At 66.3% G+C, this 20,695-nt stretch carries 21 protein-coding genes; 14 read left to right on the plus strand and 7 right to left on the minus strand.

The window, feature by feature from the left end:
- Positions 1 to 6: 6 nt before the first annotated feature.
- Positions 7 to 1,257, minus strand: coding sequence for an urea ABC transporter substrate-binding protein (urtA, locus tag ACTWPB_RS09855; RefSeq protein ID WP_446225368.1), 1,251 nt, complete (start codon positions 1,255 to 1,257; stop codon positions 7 to 9).
- Between the two features lie 325 nt (positions 1,258 to 1,582).
- On the opposite strand from urtA, the gene ACTWPB_RS09860 reads away from it, so the two are divergent.
- On the plus strand, positions 1,583 to 3,412 hold the full coding sequence (locus ACTWPB_RS09860; RefSeq protein ID WP_446225369.1) for an acyl-CoA dehydrogenase: 1,830 nt from the start codon (positions 1,583 to 1,585) through the stop codon (positions 3,410 to 3,412).
- 62 nt (positions 3,413 to 3,474) lie between these two features.
- Here the strand turns inward: ACTWPB_RS09860 and ACTWPB_RS09865 are convergent, their stop codons facing one another.
- From ACTWPB_RS09865 to ramB, 3 genes are all read right to left on the minus strand, one after another.
- Positions 3,475 to 4,713: a type II toxin-antitoxin system HipA family toxin gene (locus ACTWPB_RS09865; RefSeq protein WP_446225370.1), complete on the minus strand. Its 1,239-nt coding sequence runs from the start codon at positions 4,711 to 4,713 to the stop codon at positions 3,475 to 3,477.
- Positions 4,713 to 5,009 carry a helix-turn-helix domain-containing protein gene (locus tag ACTWPB_RS09870; RefSeq protein ID WP_446225371.1) on the minus strand — a complete coding sequence of 99 codons (297 nt, stop codon included), beginning with the start codon at positions 5,007 to 5,009 and terminating at the stop codon, positions 4,713 to 4,715. The genes ACTWPB_RS09865 and ACTWPB_RS09870 overlap by 1 nt, the downstream gene beginning before the upstream one ends.
- Positions 5,010 to 5,084: 75 nt before the next feature.
- Entirely contained in the window at positions 5,085 to 6,491 is a 1,407-nt protein-coding gene (gene ramB / locus ACTWPB_RS09875) for an acetate metabolism transcriptional regulator RamB (RefSeq protein WP_446225372.1), read from the minus strand.
- Positions 6,492 to 6,584: 93 nt separating this feature from the next.
- On the opposite strand from ramB, the gene ACTWPB_RS09880 reads away from it, so the two are divergent.
- The 5 genes from ACTWPB_RS09880 (at position 6,585) to ACTWPB_RS09900 (ending at position 10,786) form a co-directional block, all read left to right on the plus strand.
- Complete coding sequence (locus tag ACTWPB_RS09880) at positions 6,585 to 8,087, plus strand: ATP-dependent DNA ligase (RefSeq protein ID WP_446225373.1); 1,503 nt, start codon at positions 6,585 to 6,587, stop codon at positions 8,085 to 8,087.
- A gap of 73 nt (positions 8,088 to 8,160) precedes the next feature.
- Entirely contained in the window at positions 8,161 to 9,348 is a 1,188-nt protein-coding gene (locus ACTWPB_RS09885) for an anion permease (RefSeq protein ID WP_446225374.1), read from the plus strand.
- A 12-nt stretch (positions 9,349 to 9,360) separates the two neighbouring features.
- Positions 9,361 to 9,642: a hypothetical protein gene (locus tag ACTWPB_RS09890; RefSeq protein ID WP_446225375.1), complete on the plus strand. Its 282-nt coding sequence runs from the start codon at positions 9,361 to 9,363 to the stop codon at positions 9,640 to 9,642.
- Positions 9,643 to 9,653: 11 nt separating this feature from the next.
- Positions 9,654 to 10,013: a DUF3349 domain-containing protein gene (locus ACTWPB_RS09895; RefSeq protein ID WP_446225376.1), complete on the plus strand. Its 360-nt coding sequence runs from the start codon at positions 9,654 to 9,656 to the stop codon at positions 10,011 to 10,013.
- Between the two features lie 98 nt (positions 10,014 to 10,111).
- A complete protein-coding gene (locus ACTWPB_RS09900; RefSeq protein WP_446225377.1) occupies positions 10,112 to 10,786 on the plus strand; it encodes a TetR/AcrR family transcriptional regulator in 675 nt (224 codons plus the stop codon).
- A gap of 62 nt (positions 10,787 to 10,848) precedes the next feature.
- Here the strand turns inward: ACTWPB_RS09900 and ACTWPB_RS09905 are convergent, their stop codons facing one another.
- On the minus strand, positions 10,849 to 11,865 hold the full coding sequence (locus tag ACTWPB_RS09905) for an alpha/beta hydrolase (RefSeq protein WP_446225378.1): 1,017 nt from the start codon (positions 11,863 to 11,865) through the stop codon (positions 10,849 to 10,851).
- A 246-nt stretch (positions 11,866 to 12,111) separates the two neighbouring features.
- Between ACTWPB_RS09905 and ACTWPB_RS09910 the strand changes: the two genes are divergently transcribed.
- The 4 genes from ACTWPB_RS09910 to ACTWPB_RS09925 all read left to right on the plus strand — a co-directional run bounded on the left by ACTWPB_RS09910 (position 12,112) and on the right by ACTWPB_RS09925 (position 15,731).
- On the plus strand, positions 12,112 to 12,906 hold the full coding sequence (locus tag ACTWPB_RS09910; protein ID WP_446225379.1) for an ABC transporter ATP-binding protein: 795 nt from the start codon (positions 12,112 to 12,114) through the stop codon (positions 12,904 to 12,906).
- Positions 12,903 to 13,694: an ABC transporter permease gene (locus tag ACTWPB_RS09915; protein WP_446225380.1), complete on the plus strand. Its 792-nt coding sequence runs from the start codon at positions 12,903 to 12,905 to the stop codon at positions 13,692 to 13,694. Before ACTWPB_RS09910 ends, ACTWPB_RS09915 begins: the two co-directional genes overlap by 4 nt.
- The gene (locus ACTWPB_RS09920) at positions 13,691 to 14,491 is read left to right on the plus strand and encodes an ABC transporter permease (RefSeq protein WP_446225381.1); all 801 of its coding nucleotides are present in this window, start codon (positions 13,691 to 13,693) and stop codon (positions 14,489 to 14,491) included. The genes ACTWPB_RS09915 and ACTWPB_RS09920 overlap by 4 nt, the downstream gene beginning before the upstream one ends.
- Positions 14,492 to 14,666: 175 nt before the next feature.
- On the plus strand, positions 14,667 to 15,731 hold the full coding sequence (locus tag ACTWPB_RS09925) for an ABC transporter substrate-binding protein (protein WP_446225382.1): 1,065 nt from the start codon (positions 14,667 to 14,669) through the stop codon (positions 15,729 to 15,731).
- Between the two features lie 118 nt (positions 15,732 to 15,849).
- On the opposite strand, the gene ACTWPB_RS09930 is transcribed toward ACTWPB_RS09925, so the two are convergent.
- Both ACTWPB_RS09930 and ACTWPB_RS09935 read right to left on the minus strand, forming a co-directional pair.
- Positions 15,850 to 16,869 carry an XdhC family protein gene (locus ACTWPB_RS09930; protein ID WP_446225383.1) on the minus strand — a complete coding sequence of 340 codons (1,020 nt, stop codon included), beginning with the start codon at positions 16,867 to 16,869 and terminating at the stop codon, positions 15,850 to 15,852.
- A 15-nt stretch (positions 16,870 to 16,884) separates the two neighbouring features.
- Positions 16,885 to 17,481, minus strand: coding sequence for a nucleotidyltransferase family protein (locus tag ACTWPB_RS09935; RefSeq protein ID WP_446225384.1), 597 nt, complete (start codon positions 17,479 to 17,481; stop codon positions 16,885 to 16,887).
- 126 nt (positions 17,482 to 17,607) lie between these two features.
- Between ACTWPB_RS09935 and uraD the strand changes: the two genes are divergently transcribed.
- The 4 genes from uraD to ACTWPB_RS09955 are packed head-to-tail and all read left to right on the plus strand — an operon-like array spanning position 17,608 to position 20,678.
- Complete coding sequence (gene uraD, locus ACTWPB_RS09940) at positions 17,608 to 18,099, plus strand: 2-oxo-4-hydroxy-4-carboxy-5-ureidoimidazoline decarboxylase (RefSeq protein WP_446225385.1); 492 nt, start codon at positions 17,608 to 17,610, stop codon at positions 18,097 to 18,099.
- On the plus strand, positions 18,096 to 18,413 hold the full coding sequence (gene uraH / locus ACTWPB_RS09945; protein ID WP_446225386.1) for a hydroxyisourate hydrolase: 318 nt from the start codon (positions 18,096 to 18,098) through the stop codon (positions 18,411 to 18,413). The genes uraD and uraH overlap by 4 nt, the downstream gene beginning before the upstream one ends.
- Position 18,414: 1 nt before the next feature.
- Positions 18,415 to 19,320 (plus strand): factor-independent urate hydroxylase, encoded by a 906-nt coding sequence (pucL, locus tag ACTWPB_RS09950; protein ID WP_446225387.1) that lies wholly within the window; start codon positions 18,415 to 18,417, stop codon positions 19,318 to 19,320.
- The gene (locus ACTWPB_RS09955) at positions 19,308 to 20,678 is read left to right on the plus strand and encodes an 8-oxoguanine deaminase (protein ID WP_446225388.1); all 1,371 of its coding nucleotides are present in this window, start codon (positions 19,308 to 19,310) and stop codon (positions 20,676 to 20,678) included. The genes pucL and ACTWPB_RS09955 overlap by 13 nt, the downstream gene beginning before the upstream one ends.
- The last annotated feature ends 17 nt before the right edge of the window (positions 20,679 to 20,695 follow it).

The raw sequence follows: 20,695 nt of genomic DNA on the forward strand, positions 1-20,695 counted from the left end.
GGCTACTTACTTCAGGCCCTTGGCCCACTCGTAGGACTTCAGGTACGGGTCAGGGGTGATGGCTTTGCCGGAATCCCAGACGGTGTAGATCAGGCCGTCGGGGCGGATCTCACCGATGCGGGCGGTCTTGGTGATGTGGTGGTTGGAGCCGTCGATGGTGACGGTGCCTTCCGGGGCGTCGAAGCTCACGCCGTCGGCCGCGGCCTGGATGTCGGCCACCGCGAACGACTTCGCCTTCTCGACGGTGTTCTTCCACAGGTAGACCGAGGCGTAGGCGGCTTCCATCGGGTCCGAGGTGGGCTTGTCGGCACCGAAGGCGGCCTTGTAGTCGGCGACGAACTTCTTGTTCGCCGGCGAGTCGACGGTCTGGTAGTAGTTCCAGGCGGTCAGCTGGCCCGCGACGATCTGCGGGCCGATGCCCGCGACCTCTTCCTCGGCGATGGATACCGAGACCACCGGCATCTCAGCGGCTTTCAGGCCCGCGTTGGCGTACTCGCGGAAGAAGGCGACGTTGGAGTCACCGTTGAGGGTGTTGAACACCGCGCCCGCCTTGGCCGCGCGCACCTTGTTGATGATGGTGGAGAAGTCGGTGGAGCCGAGCGGGGTGTAGTCCTCGCCCTTGATCTCGATGCCGTTGGCGGCGGCGTAGGCCTTGATCTCGCGGTTGGCGGTCTGCGGGAAGACGTAGTCGGAGCCGACCAGGTAGAGGGACGTTATGCCCTTCTGCTTCAGGTAGTCCAGCGCGGGGACGATCTGCTGGTTGGTGGTGGCGCCGGTGTAGAAGATGTTCTTGGAATCTTCCAGGCCCTCGTACTGCACGGGGTAGTACAGCAGCGAGTTCAGGTTCTCGAACTTGGGCTTCATGGCCTTACGGCTCGATGAGGTCCAGCCGCCGAACACCGAAGCGACACAGTCGGAGCTGATCAGCTTCTCGGCCTTCTCGGCGAAGGTTTTCGGGTCCGACGCACCGTCCTCGAGCACGATCTCGATCTTCTTGCCGAGTACGCCGCCCGCCGCGTTGATCTGGTCGACCGCCAGCTTGGTCGAATTGGCCACGGTGACTTCGGAAATGGCCATGGTGCCCGACAGCGAGTGCAGCGAGCCCACCTTGATGGTGTCCTTGCTGGTGTCGACGCAGGAGGCGGCGGTCGAGCCGGTCGACGCGTCGTCGCGGGCACCACAGCCGGTGAGCAACAGGCCTGCAACGGCCACGGCGGCAGGCACGGCAAGTGCCTTGACCACACGGGATTCAGACATGGGCGGTTCTCCTCATCAGGTGAAACGGCGGCGCCACACGCGCCGCAACGAACACCACCGCTGCTTCCCGGCGACTGGATGTACACCGCGTTGTATACAGCTGCTGTATTCGTGATTCGAGACAGTAGATGGAACGTGTTGCACCCGAATGTCTTCCGGTCACGTGTCCGTTTCGTCTGTTTCATCCGTGTGAATTGTTACCGACGGATCGGTTTGCCTACGGTTGCGTAGGGATGTGGCGATACGGCACGCTTCGATTTGTACGACGTCGAGCAGCCGAGCCACGCGGCAATCGGGCCGTGTGCGGTCAGTCGAGGAGGGCCCAGTGGGTCACTACAAGGCGAACGTGCGTGACATCGAGTTCAATCTGTTCGAGGTCCTGAACCTCGACAAGCTCCTGGACACCGGCGCCTACGGCGACCTGGACTCCGATACGGTGCGCCAGCTCCTCGACGAGGTGAAACACCTGGCCGAGGGCCCGATCGCGGACTCGTTCGCCGAGGCCGACCGGCACCCGGTGGTCTTCCACCCCGATACCTTCGACATCACGGTGCCCGCACCGTTGCGCAAGACGGTGGACATGGTGCACGAGGCCGGCTGGTACCGCCTCGGCATGCCGGCGGGCATGGACGGCACCGCCGCCCCGAATGTGCTGATGTGGGCGATCAACGAGCTCATCATCTGCGCCAATCCGGCGGCCAGCTTCTTCACCATGGGCCCGCTGATGGGCTCGGTGCTCTACGCGGTCGGCAACGACGAGCAGAAGCGCTGGGCACGTGGCGGGTTCGAGCGCGGGTGGCAGGCCACCATGGTGCTCACCGAGCCCGACGCCGGATCCGATGTCGGCGCGGGCCGCACCAAGGCCGTGCCGCAGCCCGACGGATCGTGGCACATCGAGGGTGTGAAACGGTTTATTTCCGGCGGTGACGTGGGTGATCTGGCGGAGAACATCTTCCACCTGGTGCTCGCGCGGCCGGAAGGCGCCGGTCCCGGCACCAAGGGGCTGTCGCTGTTCTACGTGCCGAAGTTCCTCTTCGATCCCGAGACGCTGGAACTGGGCGACCGCAACGGTGTGTATGTGACCGGGGTGGAGCACAAGATGGGGATCAAGTCATCGCCGACCTGCGAGCTGACTTTCGGCGGCACCGCGGTGCCGGCCAAGGGCTGGCTGGTCGGCGATGTGCACGACGGTATCGCCCAGATGTTCGAGGTGATCGAGAACGCGCGGATGACGGTGGGTGTGAAGTCGTCGGGGACGTTGTCGACCGGGTATCTGAACGCGCTGGAGTACGCCAAGACGCGGGTGCAGGGCGCGGATCTCACGCAGATCGCCGACAAGGCGGCGCCGCGCGTCACCATCACCCATCACCCCGATGTACGCCGGTCGCTGGCCATGCAGAAGGCCTACGCGGAGGGGCTGCGAGCGGTGTATCTGTATACGGCCGCGCATCAGAACGAGGATGTGGCGCAGCTGGTATCGGGTGCCGATCCGGAGACCGCGCACCGCGTGGACGATCTGCTGCTGCCGATCGTCAAGGGTGTCGGCTCCGAGCGTGCGTACCAGTTGCTCACCGAGTCCCTGCAAATTTTCGGCGGCTCCGGCTATCTGCAGGACTATCCGATCGAGCAGTACATCCGCGACGCCAAGATCGACTCGCTCTACGAGGGCACCACGGCGATCCAGGCCCAGGACTTCTTCTTCCGCAAGATCATTCGCGATCGCGGCGTCGCCCTGGCGCACGTGAACGCTCAGATCAGTGCCTACCTCGACAACGACACCGGCCGCTTCGCCACCGAGCGTGCTCTGCTGCGCACCGCCAAGGCCGACGTCGGCGCCATGGCCGCCACCCTCACCGGCTACGCCATGGCGGGCCGGACCGAACCCACTGAGCTCTACAAGGTCGGCCTCGGCTCGGTGCGCTTCCTGATGTCGGTCGGTGACCTCCTCATCGCCTGGCGCCTGCTGGTCCAGGCCGACATCGCGGCCGCCGCCCTCGCCTCCGACGCCGCACCGCGGGATCGCCCCTTCTACCAGGGCAAAGTCGCCGCGGCGAGCTTCTTCGCCAAGAACGTCCTCCCCGAACTCACCGCTACCAACAACATCCTCGCCACCATCGACAACGACATCATGGCCGTCCCGGAGGAAGCGTTCTGAGTGGGCGACGCTATTTGATGAGGTAGGGCGAGACCGAGCTGCGGTGTTCGCTGCATATCACGTCAGACGTGACGGGCGGCAGTCTCCATGGCTGGGCGTAATCCCTCGAAGGCGGGAGCGAAACTTGTACGCTCAGCGGTCGAGATGCCGTTGGCGGCGGCGATCATTGCCCATTTCGCCGTCGCAGTCAGCACTTCACCAAGGACGTCGATCGCATCGTTTGCGGTCAGGCCGAAGGCGTCTGCGGCTGCCATCAATGCTTCGAGTTCGTCGGCACGCGCGGTGAACCCGGCGATGGAGGTCGTTCGGTGTTCTTCGATCTCGGGGTTGGGGTTCACGTCGAAGATCGGTGCTAGTTGCCAACCGCCCGGGTGGTGGAGGAAGCCGTGATTGCGTAGGTGGTCGTCGGTGTTGTGAATGGCAACGCTGAAGGCGATTCGGCGCCATAGTGCGCGAAGGTCCGCGTTCGCTTGGGCACTGTGTTCGGGAAGCGTCTCGGCGAGATCTAGGTAGTCGTGACCTTGTCCGTCGCGGGCTTGCAGCATGGTCATTGCGCTGATGTAGCCGATTCGCTGCCCGTGCGTGCGGTCGAAGCGGTCGAGGATAAGCACTCCTCGCCCGTCGATCCGGCGCAACGTACGCTTGGGCGCTGCGATGCCGGCCGCTTCGGCGAGGTCGAGGGCTGTCTTCTCCCAGGCCATGACATCCCAGGAATCGGCGTGATGTGGAAACTTCGCGATACACAGCCGGTCCTCGTCGCGAACCGATGCTTTAGGGCGGGCACCACCCAATGTCGCCGTGCCGGCAGCGAGCAGCAGCTTCAGGTCGCTGAAATCCGCGTCGTCTCGGGCGAGGTGGTCCGAAGCCCTGAGCAGCGAGGGCAATTCGATCAGCTTGGGGACCACTGGGTCAGGATCGAGGAACTCGTCGGCGCCGGGCGCGGCGAAGCGCAGCGCTCCCTGCCGCGTGAAATCGCTGACACCGACCAGGAAGTCGACGGGTGTCAGTGCTCGTGGCATCGACTTGTTCGCTTGGTCCAGTGCTCGGCGACGCCGTTTGACGAGGTTTTGCCCCCATCTATCGGGTGCGCAGTCGGCGAAGGCTCCGGGCAGACCGGATACATAATGCTGCCCTTGATACAAAGGCAGGGCGGGGTCGAGTTCGTAGGCCTCGGGCATCCGAAGATAGTCGGAGTCGTACTGGAACGAGGTGGCGAGGCTGCCTCGGTGTGTGAAGTAGGCGGTGCCTGCCGGGATGGTCCGGCCGTTGATCTCGACGGAGACAATGAGCTCGTCAGGCATCAGCGCACTCGCTTGGGGAGTTGCTGGTCTGCGCGGGCGCGGCCTAGGTCTGTCTCATACGGATCAATGGCTGTGACAACGTTGTCGAGTTGTCCCAGCGCTCGCAGCACGTTCAGGTAGGTATCCATCGAGACCCCCAGTTCGCCCTGTTCGAGGCGCCGGTAAGTGGATCTGGCGACGCCTGCCCGTTCGGAGACTTGCTCGGCGGTGAGGCCGAGGAGTTTTCGCCATGCGACCAGGTGATCGCCGATGTCGCGTGCCGCTCGGGTGACCCGCGCGGAGGTTCGTCGCTTCACTGGCAGCTCCTGTTAATGGCGCGTATATGAACCACTATAGGGCCTTATGGATCAGATACGCGCCATTAGCGTGTCCTATTTGATGAGGTAGGGCGAGACCGAGCTGCGGTGTTCGCTGATATCGAGGGCCTTGCCCAGGGGCGGGAAGGCGCGCTGGGGGCAGTTGGAGCGGACGCAGACTCGGCAGCCCGCGCCGATGGGGGTGGCCACGGCTTCGCCCAGGTCGATGCCGTCGGCGTAGACGACGCGGCCCGCGTGGCGCAGTTCGCAGCCGAGGCCGATGGCGAAGGTCTTGCCGGGTTGGCCGTAGCGGGTGGCGCGGCGTTCGACGGTGCGGGCGATCCAGAGGTATTTGCGGCCGTCGGGCATCTGGGCGATCTGGGTCATGATCTTGCCGGGGTAGGCGAAGGTCTCGTAGACATTCCAGAGCGGGCAGGTGCCGCCGCTGGCCGAGAAGTGGAAACCGGTGGCGGACTGGCGCTTCGACATATTGCCCGCACGGTCGACGCGGACGAAGGAGAAGGGGACCCCGCGCAGGGTCGGCCGTTGCAGGGTCGAGAGGCGGTGGCAGATGGTTTCGAAACTCTGCGAGAAGAAGGCCGACAGCCGCTCGATGTCGTAGCGGAAGTTCTCGGCTACTTCGTGAAAGTGCGTGTAGGGCAAGACCATCGCGGCCGCGAAGTAGTTCGCCAATCCCAGCATCGCGAGTTTGTGCGAGGCCTCGGAGGCGAAATTGCCTTCGTCGACCAGTTTTTCGAGTAGTGGGCCGCATTCCAGATAGGCGAGTTCGGCGGCGAGTTTGAACGTGCGCTGTCCGCCGGACAGGTGTGGGGAGATCTCGAGCTGTTTGGTCTCGGGGTCGAAGTAGTGCAGTACGCCCTCGCCGAGGTCGATGCGCTCGCTGATCCGCACGCCGTGCGCGCGCAGCAGGCGCACGATCTCGGTACTCACCTCGCCGCCGTGGAACCGGATGCGGGCGGTGAGGTCCTCTGCGGCGGTATCCAATTCGTGGATGTAGTTCTGGCGCTGATAGAAGTAGTCGCGCACTTCCTCGTGCGGCTTGCTGATCGCGGCGCTGCCGGAACCGTCGGCGAACCGGTCCTCGGTGGCGGCGGCCAGTTGCGCGCTGGTGTTGCGGTAGCGGTTGTGCATGGCCACCAGGGCGCGCGCCATCGACGGATGCGCGGAGACCATGTCGGCGATCTGCTGGGTGTCGGCCTCGATGCCGAGCTCGGCATCGAGCACCACTTCGGACAACTCGGCGATGAGGCGGGTGTCGTCCTGGGCGGAGAAGAAGGTGGGGTCGACGCCGAAGACCTCGTTGATGCGCGTGAGCACCGGCACGGTGAGCGGTCGCACGTCGTGTTCGATCTGGTTCAGGTAACTGGCCGAGATCTCCAGTTTCTGCGCGAGCGCGACCTGGCTCAGCCCACGTTCGGTGCGCAGCTGACGCAGCCGCGCTCCGACATAGGTTTTGGCCATATGTCCAGTTTAAGGGCGTTTTCGCAGGCTTGCCAAGGGATTCTTAACAACGGGTACGAGCTCTGTGTCACACCCTCGCGCTACTGTCGTGAGGTGCTGTTCAGCGATGTCGTCACGGCCTCCGCTGCCGTGCGAGCGACCAGGTCGCGCAAGGCGAAAACCGCCACGCTGGCCGAGCTTTTCGGTGCCGCGGGGCCCTCCGAGATCGGCACTGTGGTGGCGTGGCTGTCCGGCGAGCTGGTGCAGGGCCGGATCGGGGCCGGATGGCGCACGGTGAGCGGGCTGAATACGCCACCGAGCAGCGACGCGAGCCTTACCGTCGGCGCGGTGGACGGCATCTTCACCCAGCTCGCCGGGCTCAACGGTCAAGGCTCGGCCAACCGGCGCCGCGAATTGCTGACCGCGCTCTTCACCGCGGCGACCGAGCAGGAGCAGTCCTTCCTGATCCGCCTGCTCACCGGCGAACTGCGGCAGGGTGCGCTCACCGCGATCGTCGTCGAGGCGCTCGCGCAATCCACCGGTATCCCCGTCGACGTGGTGCGCCGGGCCCACATGCTCTCGGGTCAGCTCCCCACCACCGCGATCGCCGCGCTCGCCGGGGGCGAACAAGCACTGTCCGCATTCCGGCTCGAGGTAGGACGCCCCGTAGCGCCGATGCTCGCCTCGCCGGGCGGCTCACTGGACGAGGCCCTCGCCGAACTGGGCTCCGACATCAGTGTCGAACACAAGCTCGACGGCGCCCGCATCCAGGTGCACCGCGACGGCGACCAGGTCTGGGTCTTCACCAGAACCCTGCGCGACATCACCACCGGCGTCCCCGAACTCGTCGACCTGGTCAGAGCCCTCGACTGCACCACCGTGGTCCTTGACGGCGAAACGCTGGCCCTCACCGACTCGGGCCGCCCACGCCCGTTCCAGGAAACGATGAGCCGATTCGCCACCATCGGCGATCCACGCCGGTTGCACCCCTATTTCTTCGACTGCCTGCACCTCGACGGCGTCGACCTCATCGACGAACCGCTGCGCGTGCGCCGCGTCGCGCTCGAGCAGGTCGCGGGCGAACACAGCATCCCCGCCCTCATCGCGCCGACCCCGGAGGCCGCCGCCGACTGCTATGACGACGCACTGGCCGTCGGTAACGAGGGCGTGATGGTCAAGGCGCTCGATGCCACCTACGCCGCGGGCCGACGCGGCAAGGCCTGGCAGAAGATCAAACCCGCGCACACTCTCGACCTGCTGGTGATCGGCGCCGAATGGGGCTATGGCCGCCGCACCGGTTTGCTGTCCAATCTGCATCTGGCCGCCCGTGATCCGGAGACCGGCGAGCCGGTGATGGTCGGCAAGACCTTCAAGGGCCTCACCGACGAGCTGCTGCGCTGGCAGACCGAGGAATTCCCGCGCCACGAAACCCACCGCGACGGTCAGACCGTGTACCTGCGCCCCGAACTCGTCGTCGAGATCGCGCTCGACGGCGTGCAGACCAGTACCCGATATCCGGGTGGGGTGGCGCTGCGCTTCGCCAGAGTCCTGCGTTACCGGCCGGACAAGGAACCCGCGCAGGCCGAGACGATCGATGCGGTGCGCGCACTCGGCTGAGGTCAGCTCGTGGTGGTGCGACTTACCCGCAACAGTTTGGCAATCCGGGCCCACCATGCGACACACTGTTCGGGTGAGCGCCGAACTAATGGTCCTGTTGATCGTCATCGTCACAGCTCTCGCATTCGACTTCACCAATGGATTCCACGACACGGCCAACGCCATGGCGACCTCGATCGCCACCGGCGCGCTGAAGCCGAAGACGGCGGTCGCGCTCTCGGGAGTGCTGAATCTGATCGGTGCGTTTCTGTCGGTGTCGGTGGCGGCGACGGTGGCAAAGGGCATCGTGCAGTTGAACGCGGTGAGCGGGCAGGACCTGCTGGTGATCGTCTTCGCCGGCCTGGTCGGCGGCATCCTGTGGAACCTGCTGACCTGGCTGCTCGGCCTGCCGTCGAGTTCCTCGCACGCGCTGTTCGGCGGCTTGATCGGTTCGACGATCGCCGCGCTCGGCTGGAACGGGGTGATCTGGGCATCGGGCTCGGACGGCGTGCTGATCAAGATCGTGCTGCCCGCCTTCCTCGCGCCTGCCATCGCGGCGGCGGTCGCGGCCATCGGCACGTACCTGGTGTACCGGATCACCCGCGGCGTCGACCAGGAGAAGACCGACGAGGGTTTCCGCTGGGGCCAGATCGGCTCGGCGTCGCTGGTGTCGCTGGCGCACGGCACCAACGACGCGCAGAAGACGATGGGCATCATCTTCCTCGCGCTGGTCGCCTACGGCTCGCTGGACAAGGACGACCACATGCCGCTGTGGGTGATGTCGGCCTGCGCGGTCGCGATCGCCCTCGGTACCTATCTCGGCGGCTGGCGGATCATCAGGACCCTCGGCAAGGGCCTGGTCGAGATCGAGTCGCCGCAGGGCCTGGCCGCGGAGTCGACCTCGGCGGCCATCATTCTCACCTCGGCGCACTTCGGCCTGCCGCTGTCGACCACGCAGACCGCCACCGGCGCGATCCTGGGTACCGGCATCGGCAAGGGCGCCGAGGTGCGCTGGCGGGTGATGGGCCGGATGGCGGTGGCCTGGCTGCTCACCCTGCCGATGGCGGGCATCGTCGGCGCGATCTGCTGGGCGATCGCGCACGTCATCGGTGGCCTCGCCGGTGTTCTCGTGGTGTTCGGCCTGCTGATCGCCGGATCGCTCGGAATCTATCTGCGCTCGCGCCGGGATCCGGTCGGCACCCACAATGTGAACGAATGGCCCGACGGTCATCAGCCACCCGACTCGGCGCAGTCGCCGATCAACCAGACCCATGCCGGGTAGAAGGGGGCGATCGTGAACACCGTGATCACCAATCTGAGTTCCCTGTGGGAAGTGGTCCTCGCGGCGCTGATCTTCGGCGCGGGCGTCCCCGCGGTCTTCGCCTTCGCCGTGCGGTGGTGGGCAAAGGCCGAGACCGTCGACGCCAACGGCCAGGTGCGGCGCAACTATCCGGCCCTGGCGGGGGCGTTGACCTGCCTGATCCTCATCGTCGTCGTGGTGATCACCGGAATTCTTTTCACCGCAAAGGCATTCATCGCTCACCAGTTCGGCATCCACCTGTTCGGCCAATCGTGAGTGAGGACGCCATGACCGATCCGAACCCCGCACATCCCTCCGTCCGAGGCACTCTGCTCTCGCGGGTACTCGGCTGGCTGCGCGCCGGTTATCCGCAGGGTATTCCGCAGTCGGACTACGTCGCCTTGTTCGCGGTGCTGCACCGCCATCTCACCGACTACGAGGTGGTGGTGATCGGGGAGAAGCTGGTCGAGGCCAATCCGGATCGGGAATCGATCAGCGAGGCCGAAATCGAAGCGGCCATCGCGGATTTCGCGAAGGAACAGCCCGCGCCCGCCGATGTCTCCCGAGTGGCCTCGCATCTGGCGGCCGGTGGCTGGCCGTTGGCCGAGCCGCTGGACGAGGGCGAACCTCCTGCCGAACAGAATTGATCGCCCACTCGACAATTCCGGTGTGTCAGCGGAATTCGCTTCGCGGCGACAATGGCGAATCGCCTGGCGGCCGGGCGATCGCGCGCTAGCATGCATCCGTGGTTCGGCGTGCGGAGGTAACCGATAGTGGTCGTAGTTACGGTGGATTGTCGCGCCAGCAGCGAGTCGCGCTACGCCGTAACAGGTTGACCGACGCGGCGCTGGAACTATTCGGCACCCAGGGATATTCGTCGACCTCGATCGAGCGACTGTGCTCGACCGCGAACGTGTCGACCCGCAGTTTCTACGAAGACATCGGTAGCCGCGAGGCATTGTTGATCGCACTCGTCGACCGGTTGAACGCGGCCGCGCTGCGCCGCCTCGACGAGGCATTGGAAAGAACCAATGAACAGCCGCTGGTGGTACGCGTGGTGGAAAGTTTCCGCGCGTTCCTCGCGGTGACCTGCCGTGATCGCCGGGCGGCGCGGGTGTTCTATGTCGAGGTCGTTGGCGTGAGTCCGGTGGTGGAGGAATGGCGGCGCGCGCAGCGGCGGTCGATTTCGGCACTGCTCACCCGGGAAGCGCAACGCGCCGCCGAGCGCGGCGAAGCGGAATCGCGCAGCCTGCACCTGTTCGGCCTCGCGGTAATCGGCGCGGTGAATTCGCTCGCCCAGGAGATGGTGCACGCCACCGTTCCCGGTGACGCGATCTCGGTCGACGAGATCTGCGAGGAGATCGCTTATTTCATCCGATCCGGGCTCACGGTGCGCACCGCGGTCGTGCCGACGACGTAGCTGCCAACAACGCACAAGCGGGAGGCATCCGAATCCGGATGCCTCCCGCTTTCAGTGGGAAATCAGATGCCCATGCCCTGCGCGAGCAGCGGCCACGACTCGTGCAGCGCCTGCTCCCAGTACGGCCAGTAGTGGGTGCCCATCGGGGTGAACTGGTAGGTCGCCGGGATGCCGAGCGAGTCCAGCTTGGTCTTCAGGTTCTGCGTGCAAGCGTTGGTCGCCGCTTCGATGCCGATACCGAGACCGAGGTTGATCACGCCCATCGGACCGGGGGAACCGTTGAGGTAGTAGGCGACGTCGGCATTGGTCGGCATGCCGCTGCCGCTGGAGATGTAGAGGTTGGTGCCGCGCAGCTTCTCGGCGTTGACGACCGGGTCGTTCTCGACCCACGCCGGATCGTTGTCCGGGCCGTACATGTTCGAGGTCTTGCCACCGGCCCAGGTCTCCACGGAGAACTTGACGGCCTGCTTGCCCATCGGGTCGGCGATCTGCGCGCAGCCACTGTAGGCGGCGACGGACTTGAACAGACCCGGGTTGGCCTCGGCCAGCTGCAGCACCGAGGTGCCGGAGGTGGACAGACCGGCCAGCGAGTTGAGGCCGGTCGAGTTGAGGGCGCCGTCGAGCAGCGGCGGAAGCTCCTGGGTGAAGAAGGTGCTCCACTTGTTCAGGCCCAGCTTCGGGTCTTCTTGCTTCCAGTCGGTGTAGTAACTGCCCCGGCCGCCGATCGGCTGGATCACATTGACCTGCTTGTCGGCCAGGAAGCTGAGCGCCTGGGTCTGCGCGGCCCAGCTAGCGGTGCCCTCACCGCCGTCGAGGCCGTTGAGCATGTAGAAGTTGGGGGCGGGCTTGGACTCGTCGACGGGACGCTGCACGTCGATCGTGATGTCCTTTTTCATCGCCGCCGAATACACCTTCAGGTGCCACACGCGTCCGTCTTTGACGATGGACGACACGGCTGAGGGCTTCTCGGGTGCGGCGGTGGCGGCGCCACCGGCGACAACGGCCACCGACAATGCGGCGGTCAGAGCCACGGCGGTGGTGCGCAGCGCGGCCACGGTACGTAGTGCAGAGAGCTTCATCGAACAGTCGGTTCCAGTCCACGGGCCCTGTCGGGCACGTCATCGCAGTGCTTCCCCCGGTCGCCGAGAGCATATGCGCTCAACGCCCGCAGGGCTGTCAGATCCTGTCGACACTCTATGTCCTCTCCCCGGACCGAATCGTTACCGGTTCACTTTTATGGTGACCTCGAGCACGGTTTACGGGGGCGCAATCTGGGCTGTGATTCGGAAATGCCGCCGCAACCAGGCGCTCTTATGGTGACGAGCATGGGTAAGGAAATCCCCGGTAGCGCAACCACCGGGATCGAGATCAGTGGGTTGAGCAAGACCTTCACGGTGGGCCGCAACACCGTCAACGCGCTGGACTCGGTCGATTTGCGGACTTCTCACGGTGCATTCCTGTCATTGCTCGGGCCCTCGGGCTGCGGCAAATCGACGGTGTTGCGGATTCTGGCCGGCCTGGACGAACCGAGTGCGGGCACCGCGCGGATCAATGGCATGTCCCCGGAACAATTGCGCGGCGCAGCCGAGCTAGGTATCGCGTTCCAGGATTCGGCGTTGCTGCCGTGGCGCAGTGTGGAATCGAACATCCGGCTGCCGTTGCAGGTGGCCGGGCTGCCCGCCGAACCGGACCGGATCGCCGAACTGATCGCACTCGTCGGCCTCGAAGGGTTCGAGAAGGCCAAGCCCGCGCAGTTGTCCGGCGGTATGCGCCAACGGGTTTCGATCGCGCGAGCGCTGGTCGTGCAACCGTCGGTGCTGCTGCTCGACGAACCGTTCGGCGCGCTCGACGACATGACCCGGCAGCGATTGAACCTGGAACTGCTGCGCATCTGGACCGAGAAGCCCGCCACCACACTGATGGTCACCCACGGTATCGGCGAGGCGGTGTTCCTCTCCGACGTGGTCGCGGTGATGAGTCCGCGACCGGGCCGGGTGCTCGAACTGGTCGAGATCGACCTGCCGCGACCGCGCACACCCGAGATGATGCGCACGCCCGAATTCCACAAGCTCTGTGACTACCTGTCCGAGTTGCTGTTCGGGCGGGGTGGGGTCGCGTGAGCGTGGCGACGGCCCGGCGCATCCCGGCGGGGATCGGCACGGGCCGGGTGGCCGGGGCGGCGGGCGTGATAGTGCTGATCGCCCTGTGGTGGGCGCTGGCCGCCGCCGGAACCGCGGGCGGGACGATTCCCTCACCGTGGCGGGTCCTTTCGGCCATGTGGTCGGACGGGTGGGGCCTCTACGGGCCCAACTTCCAGGTCACCGCGGTCGGGGCCTTGCAGGGCTTCCTCTGGGGCAACGTGCTGGCGATCGGGATCGCGACGCTGATCATGCTGGTGCCGCGGATCGAACCACTCGCGACCCAATTGGCCATCCTGAGCTACTGCACACCGCTGGTGGCGCTGGGCCCGATCATCCTGGTGGTGTTCGGCGGACGCACGCCCACGGTGTTCCTGGCCGCGATGTACTGCTTCTTCACCACCATGGTCGGCGCGGTGAGCGGCTTGCGCTCGGCCGATCCGGCGAGCCTGGATCTGGTGCGCGCCTACGGCGGTGGCCGGTGGCAGCAGCTATACCGGGTGCAAGCCATCGCCGCACTACCGAATACGTTCGCCGCCTTGAAGATCGCCGCACCGTCGGCCGTGCTCGGCGCGATCATCGGTGAGTACCTCGGTGGTGTGGACAGCGGTATCGGTGTCGCGCTCACCGCGGCACAGACCGCCTACAACGTGCCGCGCACCTGGGGCTTGGCGATCGCCGCCGCCGCACTGGCCGGGCTCGGCTACCTGCTGGTGGCGGGCGCGGCCCGACTGATCACGCCGTGGACGACTGTGGAGGAGGGGCGATGACCGCCACCGTGGTGCGCCGGATCGGCAATTTCGTGCTGCCGCTGGCGACTTCGCTGATCCTGCTGCTCGTCATCTGGACGCTGTTTCTTCGCCTGTTCCCGCAGATCGGGCCGCGGGTGGGCAAGACACCATCGGATGTCTGGGCCTACCTGGTGACCTCGGCGGGTGCGCCGGCGGCACGGCAGGCGATCTTCGACGACCTCGCGATCACCCTCGGCGACGCGGCATCGGGCTTCGCGGCCGGGATGTCGGGTGCGCTCGGCGTTGCCGCGCTGTTCGTGCTGTATTCGGCTGTGCGGCAGACGTTCATGCCGGTCGCGATGCTGTTGCGTTCGGTGCCGCTGGTCGCCCTGAGCCCGATCGTCGTGCTGATCTTCGGCCGCGGCACGGCGGGGGTCACGGTGCTGACAGCGATCGTCGTGTTCTTCCCCGCCCTGGTGATGATCATGACCGGACTGCGTGAAGCACCAAGGCAGACAATGGAATTGGTGACCGCCTACGGCGGCTCGCGCTGGACGCGGCTGCGGATGGTCGCGGTGCCCGCCGCGCTGCCGTCGGTGTTCGCCGCGGCGCGGGTCTCGGTGCCCGGTGCGTTGATCGGTGCCCTGCTGGGTGAATGGCTCGGCAGCGGAACAGGATTGGGCGCGAGCCTGGTGCGGGCGATCCCGATGTTCCAGTACAACCGGCTGTGGGCGTCCATCGTGGTCGTCACGGTGGTGTCGGTGCTGCTGTACGCGATTGTCGGCGTGATCGAGAACGTGGTGCTCGCGCGCTTCGGGCCCAGCGCGGGGTCGTAGTACTACGACCGTTCTCGGCGCGCCTCCGCCGATGGACTGACCGAAGGGTGCGACGAAGGAGTGCCCGTAGGGAGGGAAGAGGTGGAGTTCAGCGCCGAGAACCGCGGCGCCAGCCGCCTATATTACGGAACGTGGGCGCAAAGAGAACGAAACGCGCCGAATCTACATTCTGCGTATGAACAGCATCGACCGTCGTTCCTTTCTTCGATTCTCCGCAGTGACCGGCGCCGCGCTCGGCGGGGCCGGATTGCTCGCGGCCTGTGGCGGCGGTTCGGGCACTTCCCCGAACGGTTCGGCCGACGACGGCTCGAAATTCGGCAAGGTCGCTATCCAGTTGTCGTGGATCAAGAACATCGAATTCGCGGGTGAGTATTTCGCCGATTCGAAGGGCTATTTCAAGGATGCGGGATTCGGTGCGGTAGATCTCGTCGCCGGTGGTGCGGCCTCGACTTCGGTGGAAGCAGGCCTCGATACCGGCAAGATCTGGCTCGGCCTTTCCGCGCCGCAGACCACCGCGCCCGCCGTGCTCGAAGGCCTGCCCGCCAAAATCGTCGGCGCGACCTATCAGAAGAACCCGTTCGCGATCGTGAGTTCGGCGGGTAAACCGATCACATCGCCCGCGGATATGAAGGGCCGCAAGATCGGCGTGCAGGACACCAACCAGCTCATCTTCAGCGCCCTGCTGGCCGCCAACGGCATCAGTCCGGGCGAGGTGACCGTGGTGCCCGCGCAGTTCGATCCGACCCCGCTGGCCAACGGTGAGGTCGACGGCTGGGTGAGCTATGTGACCAATGAGCCGATCACCCTGGCCGCCAAGGGCTTCGCCAACGACCACTTTCTGTTCGCCGACTTCGGTCTGCCGCTGGTCGCCGAGACGCTCACCGTCACCCAGCACACCATCGACAACGAGCGCGACAAGCTCGAGGCCTTCCTGATCGCCCAGATCAAGGGCTGGAAGGACGCCGTCGCCAACCCGGCCGAATCCGCGCGTCTGGCCGTGGAGGTCTACGGCAAGGACCTGAAGCTCGACCTGGCCGAGCAGACCGAGGAAGCCATCGCGCAGAACGACCTGGTCGTCTCGGCCACGACCAAGACCGACGGCCTCTTCTCGATGACCGACGCGCTGATCGAGCAGAACATCGCCGCCCTGCGCACGGCCAAGATCGACATCAAGGCCGACCAGCTCTTCGACCTGTCCGTACTGCGAGAGATCTACGCCGAAAACCCGGGCTTGAAGTAGACCTGAGCGGTTTTCGGCCGCCTTGATCTGGACTGACCAGAGGGTGCGACGAAGGAGTGCCCGGCGGGAGGGAAGATCAAGGTTCCCAGGCCGAAAACCAGCGGCGCCAGCCGCCAATCTATATAGCCATGCCCACTGCGGCTGTCGAGAGGTAGTCGCGCTGGGCGGCCAGGCGTAGACCCGCGCGGGAGGCGAGGAAGTCGGCGGTGATGAAGACGGCGGTCTCGGCGGGGGTGCGCGGGCCCGATTCCAGGCCGACGGGCACATGCACGCGGGCCAGGGTCGGCTCGTCGAAGCCGCCCGCGCGCAGGTCGTCGAGGCGGCGGGCCTGGTCGGCGGGGGTGCCGAGGGCGGCTAGGTAGCCGAGCTCGGGTAGTCGTAACGCGACGGTGAGCAGCGGGATCTCGAAGCGCGGCTCGTTGGCCAGCACGACGATGGCGGTGCTGCTGTCGATCTCGCCCGCGGCCGAGAGGGTGTTGAGGTAGCGGTGCGGCCAGTCGACGACCACTTCGGCGCCGGGGAACGAGGCCGGGTCGGCGAACTCGGGGCGCGAGTCACAGATGCTCACCCGGTAGCCGATCATCCGCGCCTGCGCGACGAGGGTGGCCGCGTAAGCGTTGGCACCGAAGATGATCAGGCGCGGCGGCGGGCAGTACGAGGCGACGAACAGATCCGACTCGGGCAGCGCGACGAGTTCGGTCGCGTGCTTGCGGTCGGTGACCAGATGCTGGCCGATGACATCGGGATCCTGATTCCAGACCACGGTGAACACGGTGACCCGGCGATGGGCTTGGATATCGGCGGCGATGGTGGGGAATTCGGGAAAATCGCGGCAGGAGAACGGCTCTACGAAGATATCGACGAGCGTGCCGTCGTCGGCGCTCGATTCCATGCCGGTGAGCATGCTGTAGCGACGCAGTTGCCGGACGCCGGTGCGGCCCGCTTCCAATGCCGCCTCGTAGACGGTCTCTTCCAATCGACCGGAGGCGATGGATCCGAAGACGCCACCGTTGGGGGTGACGAGCATCGAAGAGCCGATCGGCAGGGAATTGGTGCCGATGGTACGGACCACGGTGGCGAGGCCGCCCGTACGGCCCGAATGCCACACTCGCAGAAGGTCATCGACGATATCGCGCATATCTCACAACTCCGATCACCGTGCGCCGACTTCCGGGAAATCGCGATCGGTCCCTGTCGCCAAGTCGTCGCACGTGACGCACACCATATCCTGTCGACCGCCCAAATAGGAACCGGCCCCGACATCGCCTGCGGCTACCTCCGAAATGGCTTCCCAGTGCTTGTTCTCGATCACAACGGGATGTCCGGGTGTGTCGTGAAACACAGCACGGGCAAGTCCGCTCTGGCTCGACCGCGCCGCGGCGAGCACTCTGGCGACCACATCGGCCCCGATATCGGGGGTGTCGACGGGCAGGAACGCCACATAGCGAGTCCCGGTGTCGATGGCGGCGCCCAGGCCCGCGCGCACCGTCGCGGCGAGTCCGGTCGCCCAGTCGGCGACCCACCGCCACTCGATGCCGTCGGGCAGTCCGAGCGCGGTCGGATCGGGTCCGGTCGCGCCGAGCGCGACGATCACCGGATCGCAACCACCCTCGCGCAGGGCGGTGATCGCCGAGCGCAACCAGTCGCCGTTTTCGGCGAGTGCCTTGGGTTTGCCGTAGCGCGTGCCCGCACCCGCCGCGAGGACGATGCCCGTGCACGAGGAGTGCGCGGAGGGGTCGATGGGGGGCATGTGAGCGAAGGTAATGACGCAATGTTGCCGGTCGATTACGGCAGAGGAGCGCAGCGACGACGACACGCCGACGTGATGGAGTGCACAGCGGTGGCGGCAGGGCGGGGATCGCGCGATGCTGGATCGATGACGAGCGAAGGGTTGAGCCTCGCGGGTTTCAACGATGTAGCTGAGGCGACTGCCGAAGAGACATTGCTTGCCTGTTGCTCCGCACCACGCTGGGCCCGGGCGATCGCAGCCGCGCGTCCCTACGCGACCACCGACGCGCTGCTGGCGGCGGCCGATGCGGCATTGACCGCGCTCGATGACGATGAGATCGACGAGGCGCTGGCCGATCACCCGCGCATCGGCGACCGCCCGACCTCGGCGGCGTCGGCGCGCGAACAGTCCGGCGTGGCGGGCGCGGACGTGCGCGCCGCGCTGGCCGAGGGCAATCGCGCCTACGAGGCGAAGTTCGGCCATATCTACCTGGTCTGCGCGGCGGGCCGCAGCGGCGAGGAGTTGCTCGCGGTATTGCGGGCGCGGCTGGACAACGATTCGGCTACCGAAAGGCAGGTCATGCGAACAGAATTGGCGAAGATCAATCGGCTGCGCCTGGCGGGGCTGGTGGCGCCGTGACGAGCCTGAGTACCCACGTCCTCGATGCTGTGGGCGGGGTCCCCGCCGCAGGTGTCGCCGTGTGGCTCGTGCGCGGCGACCAGCGGCTCACCGAAGCGCTCACCGACGCCGACGGGCGGGTGAAAGAGCTTGCGGCCGGGCTCAATCCGGGTGACTACCGACTGTTCTTCGATACCGGCAGCTACTTCGCGGCGCAGGGTGTCGAGACTTTCTATCCGGAAGTCTGCGTCGCATTCACGGTGGGTGAGCAGCCGCATCTGCATGTGCCGCTGCTGCTGTCGCCGTTCGCCTATTCCACCTACCGAGGGAGCTGAGATGGCACTGAGTGGTCCGATCGTGTTGACCGACAATCGATATGGCAAAGCCGAGAATCGGGTGGTGCGTTTCTGCAAAGAGAACGCGCGCCACGAGATTCGTGATGTGAACGTCTCCACGACCCTGCGCGGCGATTTCGAGGCGGCATACACCGACGGTGACCAGCGTCATGTCCTGCCCACCGATACCCAGAAGCACATGGCGTTCATCTACTCGAACAAGCCCGGCCTCGACACCATCGAGGAGTACGCGATCGCGCTGGCCAAGCATTTCGCCGACACGGTCGAGCCGGTGTCGAGTGCGCGTATCGACGTGGACTCCTATGGCTGGCAGCGGGTTTCGATCGGTGGTGCCGAACACGACCACACCTGGGTGCGCCAGGGGCCCGAGGTGCGCACGGCCGCGGTGACGGTGGCGGGCAAGGGTGCGCAGCAGCAGACCTGGGTGATCGGCGGGATCAAGGACCTGGTGCTGCTCAAGTCGACCGGCTCGGAGTTCGCCGGCTTCCTCACCGACGAGTACACCACCCTCGCGCCGACCCACGATCGCGTGCTGGCCAGCTCACTGGTGGTCCAGTGGCGGTTCGCCGAAACCGGTGGCGTCGACTGGGACGGGATATACGCGGGGATCCGCGCCACTCTGCTCGAGCTGTTCGCGACCACGTATTCCAAGGCGCTGCAACAGACGCTGTACGCGATGGGAACTGCCGCGCTGCAACGGTTTCCGATACTGGCGGAGATCCGGCTGTCGGCACCGAACAAGCACCACTTCGATTACGACCTCGCGCGGTTCGAGATCGAGAACAAAGGTGAGGTGTTCTGGGCGGCCGACCGGCCGTACGGCTCGATCCACGCCACCCTGGCGCGCGCGGACGCGCCCGATGCGGGAATCGCGTGGCAGCCGTGAGCGCGCCCGAGCTGCTGATCCACGGATGTGCGGTGGTGACCGTCGATGCGGCGGGCACCGAGTATCGACATGGCTGGGTCACTGTGCGTGGCAACAAGATCGATGCCGTCGGCGCGGGCGAGCCGCCGGCGTTCGGCCCTGCGGTCGCGCGCATCGACGGGCGTGGCTGCGTGCTCACCCCCGGCCTGGTCAACACCCACCACCACCTGTATCAGTGGATCACCCGTGGGCTGGCCGCCGACCACACGTTGTTCGAGTGGCTGACGAGGCTGTATCCGGTGTGGACGCGGATCGACGAGAAGTCGGTGCGGACGGCGGCCACCGGTGCCCTGGTTTCGCTGGCGCGCAGTGGGTGCACGACGTCGTCGGATCATCATTACGTGTTCCCGCGCGGTGGCGGCGATCTGCTCGCCGCGGAAATCGGGGCGGCGGCCGATGTGGGTCTGCGGTTCCACCCGGCGCGCGGGTCGATGGATCTCGGGCAGAGCAACGGCGGGCTGCCGCCGGACGCGGTGGTGGAGTCGATCGACGATATCCTCGCCGCGAGCGCCGCGGCCATCGCGGACTGGCACGACCCGTCCTTCGACGCGATGGTGCGGATCGCGCTCGCCCCCTGCTCGCCCTTCTCGGTGACCGCCGACCTCCTGCGCGAGTCCGCCGCGCTGGCCCGATCCGCCGGGGTCCGGCTGCACACTCACCTCGCCGAAACCTCCGATGAGCTGGACTTCTGCCAGGAGGGCTTCGGCTGCACGCCCGCTGAATACATGGAACAGCTCGGCTGGCTCGGCGACGACGTCTGGTACGCGCACGCCGTGCACCTCGACGACACGGCGATCGCCGCGATGGCTCGCACCGGGACCGGCGTCGCGCATTGCCCGACGTCCAACGGCCGGTTGGGCGCCGGGATCGCGCGGACCGCGGACCTGGTGGCGGCCGGTGTGCCCGTTGGTCTCGGAGTCGACGGTGCGGCCAGCAACGAGTCGAGTTCGATGATCGAGGAACCGCGCAACGCGCTGCTGTATGCGCGGGCGGTCGGCGGTCCGCGGGCGATGACGGTGCGCACGGCGCTGGAGCTGGCGACCATGGGTGGTGCGCGGGTGCTCGGACGGGCTGACGAGATCGGGTCCATCGAGCCCGGCAAGCTGGCGGATCTGGCGCTGTGGCGGCTGGATACGCCCGCTCACGCCGGTATCGAGGACCCCGTCGTCGCGCTCATCCTCGGATCGGCGCCGCCGTTGGCCGCCCTGTTGGTGAACGGGCGCGAGGTTGTTCGCGACGATGTAGTGCTGACGGTGGACGAGGTATCGGTGGGTGCGGATGTCGCGCAGGCGCAGGCGACACTGTTGGACAGTGTGTGAACGTGCGCGGCCGGGCC

It is taken from the genome of Nocardia sp. IBHARD005 (genome assembly GCF_052814245.1).

What these genes read in the sequence shown, in the direction of transcription:
- urtA (WP_446225368.1), bottom strand. Translation starts at nt 1,257, where the DNA reads ATGTCTGAATCCCGTGTGGTCAAGGCACTTGCCGTGCCTGCCGCCGTG.
- ACTWPB_RS09865 (WP_446225370.1), bottom strand. Translation starts at nt 4,713, where the DNA reads ATGCCTGACGAGCTCATTGTCTCCGTCGAGATCAACGGCCGGACCATC.
- ramB (WP_446225372.1), bottom strand. Translation starts at nt 6,491, where the DNA reads ATGGCCAAAACCTATGTCGGAGCGCGGCTGCGTCAGCTGCGCACCGAA.
- ACTWPB_RS09895 (WP_446225376.1), top strand. Translation starts at nt 9,654, where the DNA reads ATGACCGATCCGAACCCCGCACATCCCTCCGTCCGAGGCACTCTGCTC.
- ACTWPB_RS09905 (WP_446225378.1), bottom strand. Translation starts at nt 11,865, where the DNA reads ATGAAGCTCTCTGCACTACGTACCGTGGCCGCGCTGCGCACCACCGCC.
- ACTWPB_RS09910 (WP_446225379.1), top strand. Translation starts at nt 12,112, where the DNA reads ATGGGTAAGGAAATCCCCGGTAGCGCAACCACCGGGATCGAGATCAGT.
- ACTWPB_RS09920 (WP_446225381.1), top strand. Translation starts at nt 13,691, where the DNA reads ATGACCGCCACCGTGGTGCGCCGGATCGGCAATTTCGTGCTGCCGCTG.
- ACTWPB_RS09925 (WP_446225382.1), top strand. Translation starts at nt 14,667, where the DNA reads ATGAACAGCATCGACCGTCGTTCCTTTCTTCGATTCTCCGCAGTGACC.
- ACTWPB_RS09930 (WP_446225383.1), bottom strand. Translation starts at nt 16,869, where the DNA reads ATGCGCGATATCGTCGATGACCTTCTGCGAGTGTGGCATTCGGGCCGT.
- ACTWPB_RS09935 (WP_446225384.1), bottom strand. Translation starts at nt 17,481, where the DNA reads ATGCCCCCCATCGACCCCTCCGCGCACTCCTCGTGCACGGGCATCGTC.
- uraD (WP_446225385.1), top strand. Translation starts at nt 17,608, where the DNA reads ATGACGAGCGAAGGGTTGAGCCTCGCGGGTTTCAACGATGTAGCTGAG.
- pucL (WP_446225387.1), top strand. Translation starts at nt 18,415, where the DNA reads ATGGCACTGAGTGGTCCGATCGTGTTGACCGACAATCGATATGGCAAA.